Origin of the sequence: Actinospineispora eucalypti (assembly GCF_039543365.1) — a bacterium.
In the GTDB taxonomy this organism is placed as follows: domain Bacteria; phylum Actinomycetota; class Actinomycetes; order Mycobacteriales; family Pseudonocardiaceae; genus Pseudonocardia; species Pseudonocardia eucalypti.
On record NZ_BAABJP010000018.1, the window covers coordinates 20,131 to 36,216 of the forward strand.

Sequence of the window (16,086 nt, forward strand, 5' to 3'; positions counted from 1 at the left end):
GTCCGTGTCGGTGGTGTCTGGAGCAGGGTAACCCGTTAGCCCGGGATGATGCGAGAGTCAAGTAACCCTGGGCAGAAAAATGCCCGCGCCCGGATGACTCCGGAAACGCGGGCTTCTGGGGTGAGTGACGGGGCTCGAACCCGCGACCTTCGGGACCACAACCCGACGCTCTACCAGCTGAGCTACACCCACCATGCACATCGCTTGCCGCTGATTCTACGTGCGGCACCTCGCGGTGCCCACACAGCCTAGCGTGCGCCGATCTGGCGCCTCCACCCGGTTCGACTTGGCTCAGCCGGCGGTGGGGCGGACCGGCTCGGCCAGCACGTCGGCGGCCACCGAGCGGGCCTGGTCGGTGCTCGGGCCGGGCTGCGGCACGAAGGCGGTGCCCCGGTAGTAGCGCAGCTCGCGCAGTGACTCCTCGATGTCCGAGAGCGCGCGGTGGGCCAGGCCCTTCTCCGGCTTGGCGTAGTAGATCCGCGGGTACCAGCGCCGGCACAGCTCCTTGATCGAGCTGACGTCGACCATCCGGTAGTGCAGGTGGGCGTCCAGCTCCGGCATGTCCCGGGCCAGGAACATCCGGTCGGTGGCGATGGAGTTGCCGGCCAGCGGAGCGGCGCCGGGCTCGGGCACGAACTTGCGCACGTAGTCCAGCACGGTCTGTTCCGCCTCGCCGATCGTCACCGCGGAGGCGGCCACCGCCTCGGTCAGCCCGGAGCGCTCGTGCATCTCCCGCACCACGTCCTGCATGCCGGACAGTTTCGCCGGTTCGGCATGGATCACTACGTCGACGCCCTCACCGAGCACGCGCAGTTCACTGTCGGTCACCAGCGCGGCGATCTCGATCAGGGCGTCGGACTCGACGTCCAGGCCGGTCATCTCGCAGTCGATCCACACCAAGCGGTCATTCACCCCGCCACTCTAGAGCGTGGTCTGTGGATCTATGCCGAGCGAGCGGCGATCCAGATGGATGCATGATCCACAGACCACGCTCTGGGTTGTCGACGGCGGGAACGCTCGTCCCAACGCTAGGCTGCGCCTGCAACAGGCGGGGTCATCGCGACTAGTCGAAAGGTCGATCCGAATATGGGGGACAAGGCAGGCGCGGCGCGGGAGATCGCGGCCGGTTACGTCAGCAGCGGAGCGGTGCTCGAGCTGGGCTCGGTCTACCTGGACGGCAAGGCCGACCCGGGCGCGCTGGTCCGGGTGCCGCTGGCCATGCTGAACCGGCACGGGCTGGTCGCCGGTGCCACCGGTACCGGCAAGACCAAGACCCTGCAGAACCTGGCCGAGCAGCTCTCCGGCGCCGGTGTCCCGGTGGTCATGGCGGACATCAAGGGTGACCTCTCCGGGCTGTGCCGGCCCGGCACCGAGTCGGACCGCACCAAGGCGCGCGCCGCCGAGACCGGCGACGACTGGGCGCCCACGCCGTACCCGGTGGAGTTCTTCTCCCTGGGTGACGACGGCATCGCGCTGCCGGTGCGAGCCACGCTGACCCAGTTCGGCCCGATCCTGCTGTCCAAGGTGCTCGGGCTGAACGACACCCAGGAGTCCACCCTCGGCCTGATCTTCCACTGGGCCGACCAGAACAACCTGCCGCTGCTGGACACCAAGGACCTGCGCGCGGTCATCCAGCACCTGACCAGCGACGAGGGCAAGGCCGACCTGAAGGGCATCGGCGGCGTCTCCTCGGCCACCGCCGGGGTCATCCTGCGCGCGCTGGTGAACCTGGAGGCCCAGGGCGGGGCGCAGTTCTTCGGCGAGCCCGAGCTGGACCCGCGCGACCTGATGCGCCAGCACGAGGGGAAGGGCGTCATCACCCTGCTGGAGCTGTCCGAGCAGCAGACCAACCCGAAGCTGTTCTCCACCTTCCTGATGTGGCTGCTGGCCGAGCTGTTCGAGGTGCTGCCGGAGGCCGGCGACCTGGACAAGCCGAAGGTGGTGTTCATCTTCGACGAGGCGCACCTGCTGTTCGCCGACGCGTCGAAGGCGTTCCTGGAACGCATCGAGCAGACGGTGAAGCTGATCCGGTCCAAGGGCGTCGGCGTGTTCTTCTGCACCCAGCTGCCCACGGACATCCCGAACAACGTGCTCTCCCAGCTGGGTGCGCGGATCCAGCACGCGCTGCGCGCGTTCACCCCGGAGGACCAGCAGGCGCTGGCCCGGACGGTGAAGACCTACCCGACCACGCCGCACTACAAGCTGGACGAGGCGCTCACCTCGCTGGGCATCGGCGAGGCGATCGTCACCGTGCTGTCCGAGCGGGGTGCACCGACGCCGGTGGCCTGGTGCCGGCTGCGCGCGCCGCGTTCGCTGATGGCCGCGATCGGCTCGGAGGCGATCACCGAGTTCTGCCAGGTCTCGCCGCTGCACCCGAAGTACGGCCAGACGGTCGACCGGGAGTCCGCCTACGAGAAGCTGACCGCCCGGATCGCCGAGTCGCAGGCCCCGGACGGCGAGGCGCCGGCCCCGGAGCCGGAGCGGGCGCCGGCCCGGCGAGCGGCGGCCGAGAAGGAGGATCCGGGCATGCTCTCGGAGATCATGTCCAACCCGGCGGTGAAGTCCTTCCTCCGCTCGGCGGCCAGCGCGGCCGGCCGGGAGATCACCCGAGGGCTGTTCGGCAACCGCCGGCGCTAACCGCGGATCCGGCCCCAGGGCTTGACCACGGACAGGGTGAACGCGACCAGCAGTGCCAGCGGGGACACGATCGGCGGGTAGATGTAGTCGCCGATGGACAGGTCGGCGGGCTGCCCGGCCAGCCACAGCCGGGACTGCCCGGCGGCGCCGTCCACCTGCCCGCGCAGGGCCACCAGGACCAGGCCGGTGAGCAGCACGTTCAGCGCCAGCTTGGCCGCCACCCACCAGTAGCGGACCAGGCCCCACTTGGTGCCCAGGCCGAGTACGACCCCGGTCGCCAGGCACACCAGCCCGGTGACCAGCAGGGGCCACACCGCGAACACCTCCAGCGCGAGGAAGCTCTGCGCGCGCACGGCCGGGTCGTCGGTGAGGCCGGCGCGGACGATGAACACGGCCATCACCAGGTCCACGCCCAGCCAGGCGCCGGCCGAGCTCAGGTGGGCGATCAGCACCGCCCGGCGGGCGTTTCGGCTGAGCCGGCGGGTTTGTTGCCGCGCCACGGTGGTGGTCATGCGGAAACTGTGCCCGGGCGGGAGGCCCCGGCGCGTCGGCCCAGCGGCGGCATCGCGGCTACCTCCCCAGGCGTACCACGTCCGGGTTGATCGCGGTCGCCAGCGCGAGGGCGTCGGCCAGCGGGATGTCCCGGACGACGTGCGCGGCCCCGCCGCCGGCGGTGATCGGGTCCAGCGTGACCAGGCCCGACCAGCGCTGCGTGGGGCTCTGCCGGATGCGCCAGCCGATGATGCCCCGCCGCTGCAGGGCGACCCGCCGGCGCACCACCGAGCCGTAGCCGATGACCAGGTACTCCGGGCGTAGTACGTGCCCGAGGTTGCGGTACCGGTCCAGGCCGAGCAGCGCGGCCGCCGGGAGCAGCAGCAGCGCCCCCGGCCAGAGCGGTGGCACCCAGGCCGACGCGCCCCACGCCGATGCGGTCCACGCCGATGCGACCCAGGCCACCCCGGCCAGCGCCAGCGCGGGCAGCACCGCGCGCACCACGGCCCGGCGCAGCGCGGCCGGGGGATGGCGGCGCAGCGGGGCGGATGCGCCGTCGGCCGGGTCGTCCAGCAGCAGCGCGGCGGCGGCCACCCGGTGCGCCTCGGCGCGCGGTGCGGCCGGCAACAGGGCACCGCCGCCGGTGCTCCTGGCGTCCAGGCCGGTGGTGATCGCCGTGCACCTGGCCGCCCCGGCCAGGCGCAGCGGCAGCGGTTCCACGATCACCACCCCGCGCACCCTGCGCTGCTCCAGGGACAGCGAGCGGGTGGTGAGCAGGCCCCGGCGCAATCGCAGGCTGCCGTCCTGCTCACGGCTGAGCCGGAACCGCCACCAGCCCTCCAGGTAGATCGCCACCGAGCCCAGGCCGGAAACCACCAGCACCGCCGCCGCGAGGGCCGGCACGGCCAGCCAGGCCGGCGTGGCGCTCAGCTCCTCGGCGGCCTCGGCGGTCGAGCCGATCAGGTCGATGCCGGCGTCGCTGGCGATCTTGAAGCCGCCGCCGAGCAGGGTGCCCAGCGCGACCAGGCCGGCCGGGGTGAGCGGCGCGTAGCGCAGCCAGGACAGGCGCAGCTCGGCCAGCTCCGTTCCGCCGGGCCCCGCGTCGGCGTCGGGCCGGGGGTCGTCGCACAGCAGCAGCTCGCGGCGCAGCCGGTCGGCCTCCTCCCGGGTCACCGCGTCCAGGGTCAGCCGGCCCTCCTCGCCCGAGTTCGAGCCGGTGCCGATCTCCACCACGCACAGCCGGAACAGCCGGTGCGGCGGGCTGGCCCGGACGTCCACCGTGCGCACCCGGTCGCGGCGCAGTGAGCGTTCGTGGCGGCGCAGCAGACCGCCGCGCAGCTCCACCCGTTCCGTGCTCACCCGGTAGCGCACGGTGGCCCAGCGGACCGCCCCGAGCGCGACCAGCACCGCCGGCCCGGCCATCGCGGCGAGCGGCTGCCAGCCGTCCGCGTGCCGGCCCCCGATCAGGGTGATGGCCAGCCAGGGGATCAGCGCGCCGGCCTGGCGCAGCGGGAAGACGGCGAGCACCCGGGCGTCCAGCCGGCGCCAGCCCGCGTCAGTTCGCATCGGTCGCGTCGGTTCGCATCGTCAGGTCGCGTCGCCGGGTTCGTGCTGGGTGACCTCGGTGAGCCGGCGGGCCAGCGCGGCGGCGACATCCGCGTCCAGGCCCTCGATGCGCACCGCGCCGGCCGAGGAGGCGGTGGTCACGGTGACCGTGGCCAGGCGGAACAGCCGTTGCAGCGGGGAGCGCTCGGTGTCGATGGTCTGGATGCGGGAGATCGGGGCCACCCGCCAGGCCAGCCACAGCCAGCCGGCCTGGGTGTAGACGGCCCGTTCGTCCACCTCCCAGCGGTGCACCCGGTAGCGCCACCGGGGCACGACCACCACGTAGCCGGCGCCGGCGACCAGGGTGATCACCAGCAGGGCCGTACCCATCGGCCGGTCCAGCTCGGCCAGCACCAGCGCGACCAGCTCGGCGACGGCCACGGTGAGCACGCCGAGCGCGGCCCGCACGGTCCAGCAGCGCAGCGCGCGCGGGTCGACCCGGTTGGCGGGCGGGCGCGGGGCGGTCACGCCGCCACTCTGCCAGCCGGCCGGCGGGTTCCGGGCGTGCGGCGCGATCTGTATCAGCTTGCGCGTATATAAGCTCTACGTAATACTCGGGCCATGGACGTGTTCGAGGCGGTGGCCGAACCCAGTCGGCGGGCGTTGTTGGACGCCCTCGCGGCCGGCGAACGGACCGCCGGTGAGCTGGTCGCCACGCTGCCCAACCTGACCCAGCCGGCCGTGTCGCGACACCTGCGGGTGCTCCGCGAGGTCGGCCTGGTGGAGGTCCGGCCGGACGCGCAGCGGCGCATCTACGCGCTGCGCGCGGACGGGTTGGTGGAGATCGACCGCTGGCTCGGCCGGTACCGCCGCTACTGGGCGGCCCACCTCGACGCGCTGGAACGCCACCTGGCCGACACCCACCGGAAGGACCCCGAATGACCGAGCCCCTGGGCACCCTGGACATCGACGGCGAGCACGCGACGATGACCTTCGTCCGGCATCTGCCCTACCCGATCGAGGCGGTATGGGCGGCGATCACCGACCCGGACCGGCGGGCGGCCTGGTTCGGCGAGACCAGCCTGGAACCGCGCCAGGGTGGCCGGATCGAGATGGTCGCCACCGACCCGCCCGCCCCGGTGGAGCAGAAGCGGATGACCGGCCGGATCCTGGTGTGGGACCCGCCCAAGGTGTTCGAGCACGAGTGGCACCAGCGGATCGTGAACGACGGAGTGGTGCGCTACGAACTGGCCGAGGAACCCGGCGGCACCGTCCTCACCTTCACCCACAGGGGGTTGACGGTGCGCAACGCCAAGGGCTTCATTCCCGGTACGCATGCGTTCCTGGACCGGCTGGGTGCTTACCTGGAGGGTGCTTGCCCGCCCGGGTGGGAAGCGCGTTATGCGGAGGTCGCGCCTTTGTACCCGACTTGGGGATGAGGTGGTGCGGGTAGGCGTCGGGGTGCCGGTTTAAAGATCGGCTTGGACGGCGCGGCCTGGTGGTCTGCCGTGGCTTGAGTGGCGCCTGTTGCGTTTGGGGCTTCTGGGCTGTGCGCGACATTACGACACGCCTGTTCGATCTTGGTCAAACCTGCCTCGTGTACATCTCGCGGGCCGCCGCGCGGCCGGTTCCATGATCAGCATGACACTGTGGTCGTTTCAGGCGAACGGAAGTGACCACCATGTCATGCTGATCACGAGCCGTGCCTGGCCCAACGGGCCCCGCCCAAGCCACGGCAGACCACCATGCCGCGCCGTCCCAGCCGATCTTTAAACCGGTGCCCGGGCGCCGGCGGCGAGCAAGAGCAGGGCAGACCGGGCCGGAAGCGGGAGGACGGCGCCGCCGGACAGGGGGGTGGGGTCCGGAGGGGTGCCGGTCGGGTCGGTGGAGTCCAGGACCGGCGCCAACGCGACATCCGGCAGGACGCAGTCGGTGGGTTCGCTCCCGGCGTGTAGGAGGAGCAGCCAGTGGCCGCCGGCCAGCATGCCGAGGGTGCGGGCGGCCGGGTCGTGCCAGTCGGGGTCGGCCATGGTGCGGCCGGACGGGTGCCACCACACCACGTCCTCCTGGCTCAGGAACCGGTTGCGGTCCGGGGCCAGCGGGTGGCGGCGCAGCTCGAGCAGGCGCCGGGTGAACGCGGTCATCGCGTCGGCGTCGGCGTCCGGTGTCCAGTCCAGCCAGGAGATCGGGTTGTCCTGGCAGTAGGCGTTGTTGTTGCCGCCCTGGGTTCGCCACCGCTCGTCCCCGGCCGTGATCATCGGGGTGCCGGTGGCCAGCAGCAACGTGGTGAGCAGCGCGCGGGCGGTGGCCAGCCGGCCGGCCCGGACCCCGGCGTCCGGGGTCTCGCCCTCCACCCCGAAGTTCTGCGAGCGGTTGTGGTCGCTGCCGTCCCGGTTCTGCTCGCCGTTGGCCTCGTTGTGCTTGCGCCGGTAGGAAACCAGGTCCCGCAGGGTGAACCCGTCGTGGGCGGTGACGAAGTTCACCGACGCCCACGGGCGGCGTTCGGAGGCCGCGTACAGGTCCGAGGAGCCGGTCAGCCGGGAGGCCAGCTCGTTCACCCCGGTCGCGCCGCGCCAGAAGTCCCGCGCGGTGTCGCGGAACCGGTCGTTCCACTCCGACCACTGCGCGCCGAACCCGCCCACCCGGTAGCCGTCGCCGGTGGCGTCCCACGGCTCGGCGATCAGCTTCCGGGTGGCCAGCAGCGGGTCGGCGGCGATCAGGTTGAGCAGCCCGGCGCGCGGGTCGAACGGGCCCGCCCCGGGCCGGCCGAGCACGCTGGCCAGGTCGAACCGGAAACCGTCCACGCCCAGCTCGGACCAGTGGCGCAGCGAGTCGGCGACCAGCCGGGCGACGGTCAGCGAGGCCGGGTCCAGGGTGTTGCCGGTGCCGGTGATGTTGGCCAGCTCGCCGTTCCCGTGCCGCGCGTAGTAGGCCGGCGAGTCCAGGCCCCGGTAGCACAGCGTCGGCCCGCCGACGCCGCCCTCGCAGGTGTGGTTGTAGACCACGTCCAGGATGACCTCGATGCCGGCGCCGTGCAGCGCCTCCACCATGGCCCGGAACTCCGCCACCTCCTCACCCGGCTCGGCGGCGTAGGCGGCGTGCGGCGCCAGGAAGCCCAGCGTGGCGTAGCCCCAGTAGTTGTGCATGCCCCGGGTGAGCAGCTGCGGCTCGTCGCAGAACGCGTGCACCGGGAGCAGCTCGACAGCGGTCACGCCGAGCCCTCGCAGGTACTCCAGCACCGCCGGGTGGGCCAGGCCCAGGTAGCTGCCGCGCAGCCGTTCCGGCACCTCGGGGTGGCAGCGGGTGAACCCGCGCACGTGCAGCTCGTAGATCACCGTGTCCGCCCACGGCACGTCCGGCCTCGGCTCGGTGGCCGGGGACACCGGCGAGGTGACCACGGACAGCGGCACCGCGCCCAGCGAGTCGACGGTGCTGGGCGAGCCGTGCAGCGGGTCCTCGGCGTAGTCCAGGGCGGCGGGCAGCGAGGTCAGCCGGCCGGTGATCCGCCGGGTGTACGGGTCGACCAGCAGCTTGGCCGGGTTGGCGTGCAACCCCGCCGCCGGGTCGTACCGTCCGTGGACCCGGTAGCCGTAGCGCTGGCCGGCGCGCACCCCGTCCACCGAGCCGTGCCAGACCCCGAAGGTCCGCTCGGCCAGCTCGATCCGCCGTTCCTCGGCGCCGAACTCGTCGATGAGACACAGCTCGACGGCCTCCGCGCTGCCCGAGGCGACCGAGAACCGAGCCCCGCTGTCGGTGAGGTGCGCACCCAACGGAAAGACTGTGCCGGTTGGCGGCGCGGCTATGGCGTGTCCCAAGCCTGGAGGCTGCGGCATCATCGGTAAGGATAGGGGCTGTGACGGAGGCCAGCGAGCGAACGGATCGGCGGGACCACACCGAGCTGACCGATCTGGTGATTCGGATGGACGGCGTCTCGGTACGTCGGGGCACGACCAACCTGGTCAGCGCGGTGGACTGGTCGGTGGAGCTGGACGAGCGCTGGGTGGTGCTCGGCCCGAACGGCGCCGGGAAGACCACGCTGCTGCGGATGGCCGCCGCCGAGCTGCATCCCAGCGAGGGCATCGTGGATCTGCTCGGTGAACGGTTGGGCCGGGTGGACGTGTTCGAGCTGCGGCCCAGGATCGGGTTCTGCTCGGCCGCGTTGGCATCCCGGGTGCCCGGCGACGAGATCGTCCGGGACGTGGTGGTGAGCGCCGGCTACGCGCTGCTCGGCCGGTGGCGTGAGCAATATGACACCTTCGATCTGACCCGCGCGGACCACCTGCTGAACGTGATGGGAATGAACGCGCTGGCCGGCCGCCGGTTCGCGACGCTCTCCGAGGGGGAACGCAAGCGGGCGCTGATCGCCCGCGCGCTGATGGCCGACCCGGAGCTGCTGCTGCTCGACGAGCCGGCCGCCGGGCTGGACCTCGGCGGCCGGGAGGACCTGGTCGAGCGGCTGTCCGGGCTGGCGCTGGACGCCGACGCACCGGCCAGCGTGCTGGTCACCCACCACGTGGAGGAGATCCCGCCCGGCTACACCCACGCGCTGCTGATGCGGGGCGGCGGGGTGGTCGCGCAGGGCCTGCTGCCCGAGGTGATGACCGACCAGAACCTGTCCCGCACGTTCGGCCTGCCGCTCAAGGTGCGGCTCGAGGACGGGCGGTACAGCGCGCGCCGGGGGTAGGGTGCCCTCACGCAGGCGATCACCGCTCGGCGAGTGGGCGAGGAGGCACAGAGGCGTGGGTGAATTCGTGGCCCTCGAGGTGGACGGCGCGGTCGGCACGATCCGGCTGAACCGGCCCCCGATGAACGCGCTGAACAAGCAGCTCCAGGAGGAGATCCGGGCCGCCGCCCAGGAGGCGGCCGGCCGGGCCGACGTGCGGGCCGTGGTCGTCTACGGCGGGGAGAAGGTGTTCGCCGCCGGCGCCGACATCAAGGAGATGGCGGCGATGTCCCACGCGGACATGACGGCGCGCGCCCGCGGCCTCTCCTCCTCGTTGAGCGCGGTCGCGGAGATCCCCAAGCCCACCGTGGCGGCGATCACCGGTTACGCGCTCGGCGGCGGCTACGAGCTGGCGCTGTGCTGCGACCGCCGGGTGTGCGGGGACAACGTGAAGGTCGGCCAGCCGGAGATCCTGCTCGGGATCATCCCCGGCGCGGGCGGCACGCAGCGGCTGTCCCGGCTGATCGGGCCGTCCCGGGCCAAGGAGGTCATCTACTCCGGCCGGTTCGTGGCCGCCGAGGAGGCGCTGGCGCTGGGCATGGTCGACCAGGTGGTCGCCCCGGACGACGTGTACGCCGAGGCGCACCGGTGGGCGTCGGGGTTCGCGGAAGGCCCGGCGATGGCCCTGGCCGCCGCCAAGAAGGCCATCGACGGTGGGCTGGACGGTGACCTGCGCAACGGCCTGCACCTGGAGAGCGAGCTGTTCGCCGCGCTGTTCGCCACCGAGGACCGGGCCGCCGGCATGGAGTCGTTCATCGCCAACGGCCCCGGCAAGGCGAAGTTCGTGGGCCGATGAGCGCCGAGACGAGCTTGCGAGTCGGGAAATGAGCGCGGCCGCCGTGCCGCCGCCCGATGCCGGGCCCGACCCGGAGCCGAACCCGCACGCCACCGCCGAGCAGGTCGAGGCGGCCCGGCGGGACCCCAAGCTGGCCAACGTGCTCTACCACGACTGGGAGGCCGGCTCGTACGACGAGAAGTGGTCGATCTCCTACGACGAGCGCTGCATCGACTACGCCACCGGGCGGTTCAAGCTGGTCGCCGGCTCGGACGGCTGGCCCTACGACCGCGCCCTGGAACTGGGCAGCGGCACCGGGTTCTTCCTGCTCAACCTGATCCAGGGCGGGGTGGCCAAGCGCGGCTCGGTGACCGACCTGTCCCCGGGCATGGTGCGGGTGGCGTTGCGCAACGCCGCCGGGCTCGGCCTGGACGTGGACGGCCGGGTGGCCGACGCGGAGCGCATCCCCTACGAGGACGACACGTTCGACCTGGTCGTGGGGCACGCCGTGCTGCACCACATCCCCGACGTGGCCGCATCGCTGCGCGAGGTGCTGCGGGTGCTCAAGCCGGGCGGGCGGTTCGTGTTCGCCGGTGAGCCCACCAAGATCGGCGACCTCTACGCCCGCAAGATCAGCCAGGCCACCTGGTGGGCGGCCACCCGGGTCACCAAGCTCGGCCCGTTGCGCGACTGGCGCCGGCCGCAGGCGGAGCTGGATGAGTCCTCCCGCGCCGCCGCGCTGGAGGCGGTCGTGGACATCCACACCTTCGACCCGGACCGGCTGGAAGCGATGGCCCTGGGCGCCGGCGCGCGGGACGTGAAAGTCGTCACAGAGGAACTCGCCGCCGCCCTTTTCGGGTGGCCGGTACGCACGTTCGAGGCGGCCGTGCCGCCGGGCAAACTGGGCATGCGCTGGGCCATGTTCGCCTGGCGGACCTGGGAACGACTCGGTGAACTGGACACCACGGTGCTACAGCGAGTGGTGCCGAAGCGGTTCTTCTACAACGCCCTGCTGACCGGGACGAAGGCCGTTCGGTAACGCTCCGGAGTTCCGTGCGCCGATTGGGTGTAGTGCACCCTTTCCGCGGATACGGGCGTCGTCTGGATGGAACCATTAGGCTCGGCTCGCCCGATTTGACTGCCTCCGTGCGGGTGACGGAAAGCGGAAGGGGAACCACAGTAGTGAGCGCGACCTACGACGACCCGAGCTCGATCACCGTCGTCGTCGTGGATGATCATCCGATCTGGCGGGAAGGGGTCGCGCGGGACCTTTCCGCGCAGGGTTTCGTGGTGGTGGCCACCGTGGCGGACTCGGCGTTCACCGCCCGGATCGCCGCCGCCACCCAGCCCCGCGTGGTGGTCATCGACCTGGACCTGGATGAGCTTTCCGCCGTCGAGGCCGTGCGTACCATCGCCAACACCATGCCGGACACCCGGGTGCTGGTGCTCTCCGAGCGCGCCGGGCACCGGGACGTGCTGGACGCGGTGAAGGCCGGCGCGGCCGGCTACCTGGTCAAGACCGCGTCCGCGGACGAGCTGGTGGACGCGGTGCGCCGCACTGCCGTCGGGGACGCGGTGTTCACGGCGGGCCTGGCCGACCTGGTGCTCGGCGAGTACCAGCGCCTGGCCGCCGAACCGGAGCCGGAGGCGGCCTCGGTGCCCCGGCTGACCACCCGGGAGACCGAGGTGCTCCGCCTGGTCGCCACCGGGCTCACCGCCCGCCAGATCGCCGCCAAGCTCACCCTCTCGCCGCGCACCGTGGAGAACCACATCCAGAGCACGCTGCGCAAGCTGCACCTGCACAACCGGGTCGAGCTGGTGCGTTACGCCATCTCGCAGGGCCTGACCGAATAGCGTGTCGGACCGGGCGCCCGAGCAGATGCTCGACCCTTTGTGGCGCGGGTTGGTCGGCTACCGGGTGATCGCGCTCGGCTACGCGGGCGTCCTGGTCCTGCGGGGCTTTCCCGAGTACCGGTGGCCTCTCGGTGCACTCCTGGTTCTGGGTGGGCTGGCCTGCTGGACCGCGGTCACCGGTGTCGGCTACCTGCGGCCGGTGTGGCCGGGACGGGGTTGGTTGGCCGTTGCCGACCTGGTCGTCTCCGTGGCGGCGGTGGCTTCCACGCTGGCGGTGGAGACCCCGGCCCGGATCGCGTCCGGGGTGCCGGTGCTGCCCACGGTGTGGGTGGCCGGGCCGGCGATCGCGCTGGCCCTGGTTCACGGGCCGTTGTTCGGCGTGCTCGGCGGGCTGGTCGTGCAGGCGTCGGTGGCGGCGGTGCGTGGGCACCTGGGCGCCCCGGAGCTGACCGACCTGTTGCTGATCGTGGCGTCCGCGCTGGCGGTGGGCTACGCGGCGACCGTGCTGCGCCGCTCGGCCGCGCAGCTGCGGGACGCGGTGGCGCTGCGCGCGGCGGTGGCCGAGCGGGAACGGCTGGCCCGGTCCATCCACGACGGCGTGCTGCAGGTGCTCTCCCAGGTCAGCCGGCGCGGCCGGTCGCTGGGTGGCGCCGCCGCCGAGCTGGGCGAGCTGGCCGGGGAGCAGGAGGTCGCGCTGCGCACGCTGATGACCACCGACCCGCCGTCGGTCCGGCCGGACGGTTCGGTGGACCTGGCGAACGAGTTGGCCGCGCTGGCCACCAGCCGGGTGACCGTGTCCACCCCGGCGACCGCGGTACCGCTGCCTGAAGCGGCGGCCCGCGAGGTGACCGACGCGGTGCGGACCGCGCTGGCCAACGTGCGGACCCACGTCGGGGCGGAGGCGCCGGCCTGGGTCCTGGTGGAACGGCTGGACGACCGGGTGGAGGTGAGCGTGCGCGACGACGGGCCGGGAATTCCGGCGGGCCGGCTGGCGGCGGCGGCCGCCGAGGGGCGTCTCGGCGTCACCGGGGGGATCGTCGGCCGGATCGAGGGGGTCGGCGGCTCGGCCCGCTGCGTCACCGGTCCCGGCCTGGGCTGTGAGTGGATCTTCGAACTGCCCGTGGGGGGTGGGTCGCGGTGACCGTGACGGTGATGGTCGTCGACGACCACCCGATGTGGCGCGAGGGCGTCGCGCGGGACCTCGGCGAGCGTGGTTTCCAGGTGGTGGCCACGGCGCCCGACGGCCCGTCCTCGGTGCGCATCGCGCTGGCCACCCGGCCGGCCGTGGTGCTGATGGACCTCAACCTGGGCGCGTCCTCGGGCGTCACCGCGATCGGTTCGATCCGGGCACAGCTGCCGGACACCCGGATACTGGTGCTCTCCGCGAGTGGGGAGCACCAGGACGTGCTGGCCGCCGTGGCCGCCGGTGCCAGCGGCTACCTGGTGAAATCGGCCAGCGCGGAGGAGCTCGTGGAAGCGGTGCGGCGGACCGCCGCCGGGGACGCCGTGTTCACCCCCGGCCTGGCCGGCCTGGTGCTCGGCGAGTCGAACCGCAAGGACTCCGGCCTGCGCCTGACCGACCGGGAGACCGAGGTCCTGCGCCTGGTCGCCAAGGGCATGACCGCGAAGCAGATCGCCGACCGGCTGGTGCTCTCCCACCGCACCGTGGAAAGCCACGTCCAGAGCACCCTCCGCAAACTCCAACTCCACAACCGCGTAGAACTCACCCGCTACGCCGTAGAACAAGGCCTAACCGACGACTAACCCACCCCACCCCCGCGCGAGTCGGGGATTCGTGCTCGGTGAGTCGGGGATCTGGGTACGGCGAGTCGGGGATCTGGGTACGGTGAGTCGGGGATTCGGGTACGCGCGCACCGGTTTCAGGTGTCGATGGTGAGTAGGCGGCGCAGGATCTCCGCGTGAAGGGCGGAGATGTCGGCGTCCACCGCAACCTCCACCGGCCGGCCGCCGGCGTTCGTGACGCGCAAGGTGCCGCGGTCGGCGGCGGGGGCGCAGTCGACGGCCAGGTGCATCGGCTCGGTGCGCAGTGTCCCGGGACAGGCCGCCTCCAGCACGGCGACCGCGTCGTGCAGCGGCACCGCGTCCACGCCGCGCCGGGCGCGGAACCGCGCGCGGTAGTACTCGGTGATCGCGGCCAGGGTGGCGCACCGGGGACCGCCGGCGGCCAGCCGGTCCACCCACTCGCCGGGCATGGCGCAGCGCAGCGTGAGGTCCAGTGGGACCAGGGTGATCGGCACGGACTCCTCGGCCAGCACCCGGTGCGCCGCCTCCGGGTCGCAGTGCACGTTGAACTCGGCGGTCGGCGTGGTGTTCCCGCCGCTGATCGCGCCCCCCATGGCCACGATCCGGCCGATCTTCGGCGTCAGCTCGGGGTGGCTGGCGAGCAGCAGGGCGATATTGGTCAGCGGGCCGATCGGGGCCAGGGTGACCGGCCGGTCGGCGGCTCTCAACACGCCGGCGAGCACCTCGACCGCGCCATCCGGGTGCACCGGCGGCGGCGTCGGCAGTGTGTCGGCGCGACCGCCGAGGCCGTCCTCGTGATGTACCTCACCGGCCCGTTGGGCCTGCGGGAACACCAGCGGCCGGGCGGCGCCGGCGGCCACCGGGACGTCGGTACGGCCGGCCATGGCGAGCAGCCGTCCGGCGTTGGCGGTGGTGGTGGCCAGGCCCACGTTGCCGAACACCGTGGTCGCCGCCGCCACCCGTACCTCGGGGCAGGCCAGCCCGAGCAGCAGTGCCACCGCGTCGTCGATGCCCGGATCGGTGTCGATGACCAACGGGTTCGGCATTCGGCGAGCCTTTCACACGAGCCGGGGACTCGCGCTGTGACGGGCCTCTCCGATAAGCTTGTAACCAGCATCGAAACGATTCGATTACGGCGTTCGACATACCTGGCGAGACCCGGTGCGCAACCCGCGCCACCGGGCGGGTGTTCGGCCACCGTCGGACCGCGTGAACCTGGGAGGAAGCCATGCCCACCGAGCTCCAGCTGCGGCTGCGTGAGCTGCACGATCACTACGCCTACGAGGTCAACTCGTTGATCGGGGAGGGTCGCGAGGCGGAGATCGACGCGCTGGTGGCCGGCTACCCGGACGAGGCCGCCCGGCTGATCGCCGAGTTCGAGGCCGCCGCGACCACCAGCGTCTGACTCCGGGAGCCCGGCGACTAGGCTGAACGGCCGTGACGAGCATGTGGGGCGCGCCGGTGCGGACCCGTTGGTCGGCCTGGTGGCGCATGCGACGGGACCCCCGCCAGGCCAAGTTTCTCACCCTGGCGTCGCTGCGCTGGGTGATCCGCAACCGCGCCTGGACGCCCTGGTACCTGGTGCGCTACGCGCGTCTGCTGAGGTTCCGGCTGGTCAACCCGCACGTGCTGCTGCACGGCATGGTCTTCCTGGGCAAGAACGTGGAGCTGCACGCGCGCCCCGGCTACGGCCGGCTGGAGATCGGCCGGTGGGTGCACATCGGCGACGGCAACTCACTGCGTTGCCACGAAGGCTCCCTGCGCATCGGTGACAAGGTCGTGATGGGCAAGGACAACACGATCAACTGCTACCTGGACATCGAGCTGGGCGCGGCCACGCTGGTCGCCGACTGGGTCTACATCTGCGACTTCGACCACGTCATCTCGGACATCAACCTGCCGATCAAGGACCAGGGCATCGCCAAGACTCCCGTGCGCATCGGCCCGGACTGCTGGATCGGCGTCAAGGTCTCCGTGCTGCGCGGCACCCGGGTCGGTCGGGGCTGCGTGCTCGGGTCGCACGCCGTGGCGCGCGGGGAGATCCCGGACTTCTCCATCGCGGTGGGCTCGCCGGCGCGGGTGGTACGCAACCGGCGCGACGACTACGAAGCGTCGGCCGAGCACCGTGCGGCGCTGGCCGACATCGCCCGCAAGACCGCCCGCGCGGTCCAGGAGTCCCTGCCCGACCCGACCTGACGCCGACCGGGCTCCCACTCGCCGGAGAACGCCGACTCGGTGTGCCGAGAACGTCGACTCGCCGTACCTGAAAGCCCGACTCGCCGTACCTAGATCCCCG

General features: G+C 72.3%; 17 protein-coding genes and 1 tRNA gene. 11 read left to right on the plus strand and 7 right to left on the minus strand.

The features are described 5' to 3' along the window. Positions 1–116 precede the first annotated feature (116 nt). Positions 117–192 (minus strand) — tRNA-His (locus tag ABEB12_RS19615). A 99-nt stretch (positions 193–291) separates the two neighbouring features. Beyond that, a complete protein-coding gene (gene orn, locus ABEB12_RS19620; RefSeq protein ID WP_185060190.1) occupies positions 292–912 on the minus strand; it encodes an oligoribonuclease in 621 nt (206 codons plus the stop codon). Positions 913–1,086: 174 nt separating this feature from the next. On the opposite strand from orn, the gene ABEB12_RS19625 reads away from it, so the two are divergent. Next, positions 1,087–2,637, plus strand: coding sequence for a helicase HerA-like domain-containing protein (locus ABEB12_RS19625; protein ID WP_185060191.1), 1,551 nt, complete (start codon positions 1,087–1,089; stop codon positions 2,635–2,637). Here ABEB12_RS19625 and ABEB12_RS19630 read toward each other — a convergent pair. From ABEB12_RS19630 to ABEB12_RS19640, 3 genes are read right to left on the minus strand one after another with little or no spacing between them, the layout of a single operon-like run. After that, entirely contained in the window at positions 2,634–3,149 is a 516-nt protein-coding gene (locus ABEB12_RS19630) for a hypothetical protein (RefSeq protein WP_185060192.1), read from the minus strand. The genes ABEB12_RS19625 and ABEB12_RS19630 overlap by 4 nt on opposite strands. Before the next feature lie 58 nt (positions 3,150–3,207). Then, the gene (locus tag ABEB12_RS19635; protein ID WP_185060193.1) at positions 3,208–4,695 is read right to left on the minus strand and encodes a PH domain-containing protein; all 1,488 of its coding nucleotides are present in this window, start codon (positions 4,693–4,695) and stop codon (positions 3,208–3,210) included. Positions 4,696–4,716: 21 nt separating this feature from the next. Next, positions 4,717–5,202 carry a PH domain-containing protein gene (locus ABEB12_RS19640; protein ID WP_185060194.1) on the minus strand — a complete coding sequence of 162 codons (486 nt, stop codon included), beginning with the start codon at positions 5,200–5,202 and terminating at the stop codon, positions 4,717–4,719. Positions 5,203–5,295: 93 nt separating this feature from the next. On the opposite strand from ABEB12_RS19640, the gene ABEB12_RS19645 reads away from it, so the two are divergent. Both ABEB12_RS19645 and ABEB12_RS19650 read left to right on the plus strand, forming a co-directional pair. Next, the gene (locus ABEB12_RS19645; RefSeq protein ID WP_185060195.1) at positions 5,296–5,616 is read left to right on the plus strand and encodes a metalloregulator ArsR/SmtB family transcription factor; all 321 of its coding nucleotides are present in this window, start codon (positions 5,296–5,298) and stop codon (positions 5,614–5,616) included. Next, entirely contained in the window at positions 5,613–6,113 is a 501-nt protein-coding gene (locus ABEB12_RS19650) for an SRPBCC domain-containing protein (protein WP_185060196.1), read from the plus strand. Before ABEB12_RS19645 ends, ABEB12_RS19650 begins: the two co-directional genes overlap by 4 nt. A 330-nt stretch (positions 6,114–6,443) precedes the next feature. Here the strand turns inward: ABEB12_RS19650 and glgX are convergent, their stop codons facing one another. Then, positions 6,444–8,507 (minus strand): glycogen debranching protein GlgX, encoded by a 2,064-nt coding sequence (gene glgX / locus ABEB12_RS19655; protein WP_185060197.1) that lies wholly within the window; start codon positions 8,505–8,507, stop codon positions 6,444–6,446. 86 nt (positions 8,508–8,593) lie between these two features. Here glgX and ABEB12_RS19660 point away from each other — a divergent pair, with 86 nt between their 5' ends. The 6 genes from ABEB12_RS19660 (at position 8,594) to ABEB12_RS19685 (ending at position 13,790) form a co-directional block, all read left to right on the plus strand. Further along, a complete protein-coding gene (locus ABEB12_RS19660) occupies positions 8,594–9,358 on the plus strand; it encodes an ATP-binding cassette domain-containing protein (RefSeq protein WP_185061273.1) in 765 nt (254 codons plus the stop codon). A 55-nt stretch (positions 9,359–9,413) separates the two neighbouring features. Next, positions 9,414–10,193, plus strand: coding sequence for an enoyl-CoA hydratase-related protein (locus ABEB12_RS19665; RefSeq protein WP_185060198.1), 780 nt, complete (start codon positions 9,414–9,416; stop codon positions 10,191–10,193). A 28-nt stretch (positions 10,194–10,221) separates the two neighbouring features. Then, positions 10,222–11,211, plus strand: a complete 990-nt coding sequence (locus tag ABEB12_RS19670; protein ID WP_185060199.1) for a methyltransferase domain-containing protein — start codon at positions 10,222–10,224, stop codon at positions 11,209–11,211. A gap of 143 nt (positions 11,212–11,354) precedes the next feature. Next, entirely contained in the window at positions 11,355–12,026 is a 672-nt protein-coding gene (locus ABEB12_RS19675; protein WP_185060200.1) for a LuxR C-terminal-related transcriptional regulator, read from the plus strand. Position 12,027: 1 nt separating this feature from the next. After that, positions 12,028–13,167 carry a MacS family sensor histidine kinase gene (macS, locus tag ABEB12_RS19680; RefSeq protein ID WP_185060201.1) on the plus strand — a complete coding sequence of 380 codons (1,140 nt, stop codon included), beginning with the start codon at positions 12,028–12,030 and terminating at the stop codon, positions 13,165–13,167. Continuing rightward, complete coding sequence (locus ABEB12_RS19685) at positions 13,164–13,790, plus strand: response regulator transcription factor (RefSeq protein WP_345702959.1); 627 nt, start codon at positions 13,164–13,166, stop codon at positions 13,788–13,790. The genes macS and ABEB12_RS19685 overlap by 4 nt, the downstream gene beginning before the upstream one ends. Before the next feature lie 116 nt (positions 13,791–13,906). Here ABEB12_RS19685 and ABEB12_RS19690 read toward each other — a convergent pair whose 3' ends face one another. Further along, positions 13,907–14,836 carry a nucleoside hydrolase gene (locus tag ABEB12_RS19690; RefSeq protein ID WP_185060202.1) on the minus strand — a complete coding sequence of 310 codons (930 nt, stop codon included), beginning with the start codon at positions 14,834–14,836 and terminating at the stop codon, positions 13,907–13,909. 182 nt (positions 14,837–15,018) lie between these two features. Here ABEB12_RS19690 and ABEB12_RS19695 point away from each other — a divergent pair, with 182 nt between their 5' ends. Both ABEB12_RS19695 and ABEB12_RS19700 read left to right on the plus strand, forming a co-directional pair. Beyond that, positions 15,019–15,195, plus strand: coding sequence for a hypothetical protein (locus tag ABEB12_RS19695; protein WP_185060203.1), 177 nt, complete (start codon positions 15,019–15,021; stop codon positions 15,193–15,195). Positions 15,196–15,227: 32 nt separating this feature from the next. Beyond that, positions 15,228–15,986, plus strand: coding sequence for an acyltransferase (locus ABEB12_RS19700; protein WP_185060204.1), 759 nt, complete (start codon positions 15,228–15,230; stop codon positions 15,984–15,986). Positions 15,987–16,086 lie beyond the last annotated feature (100 nt).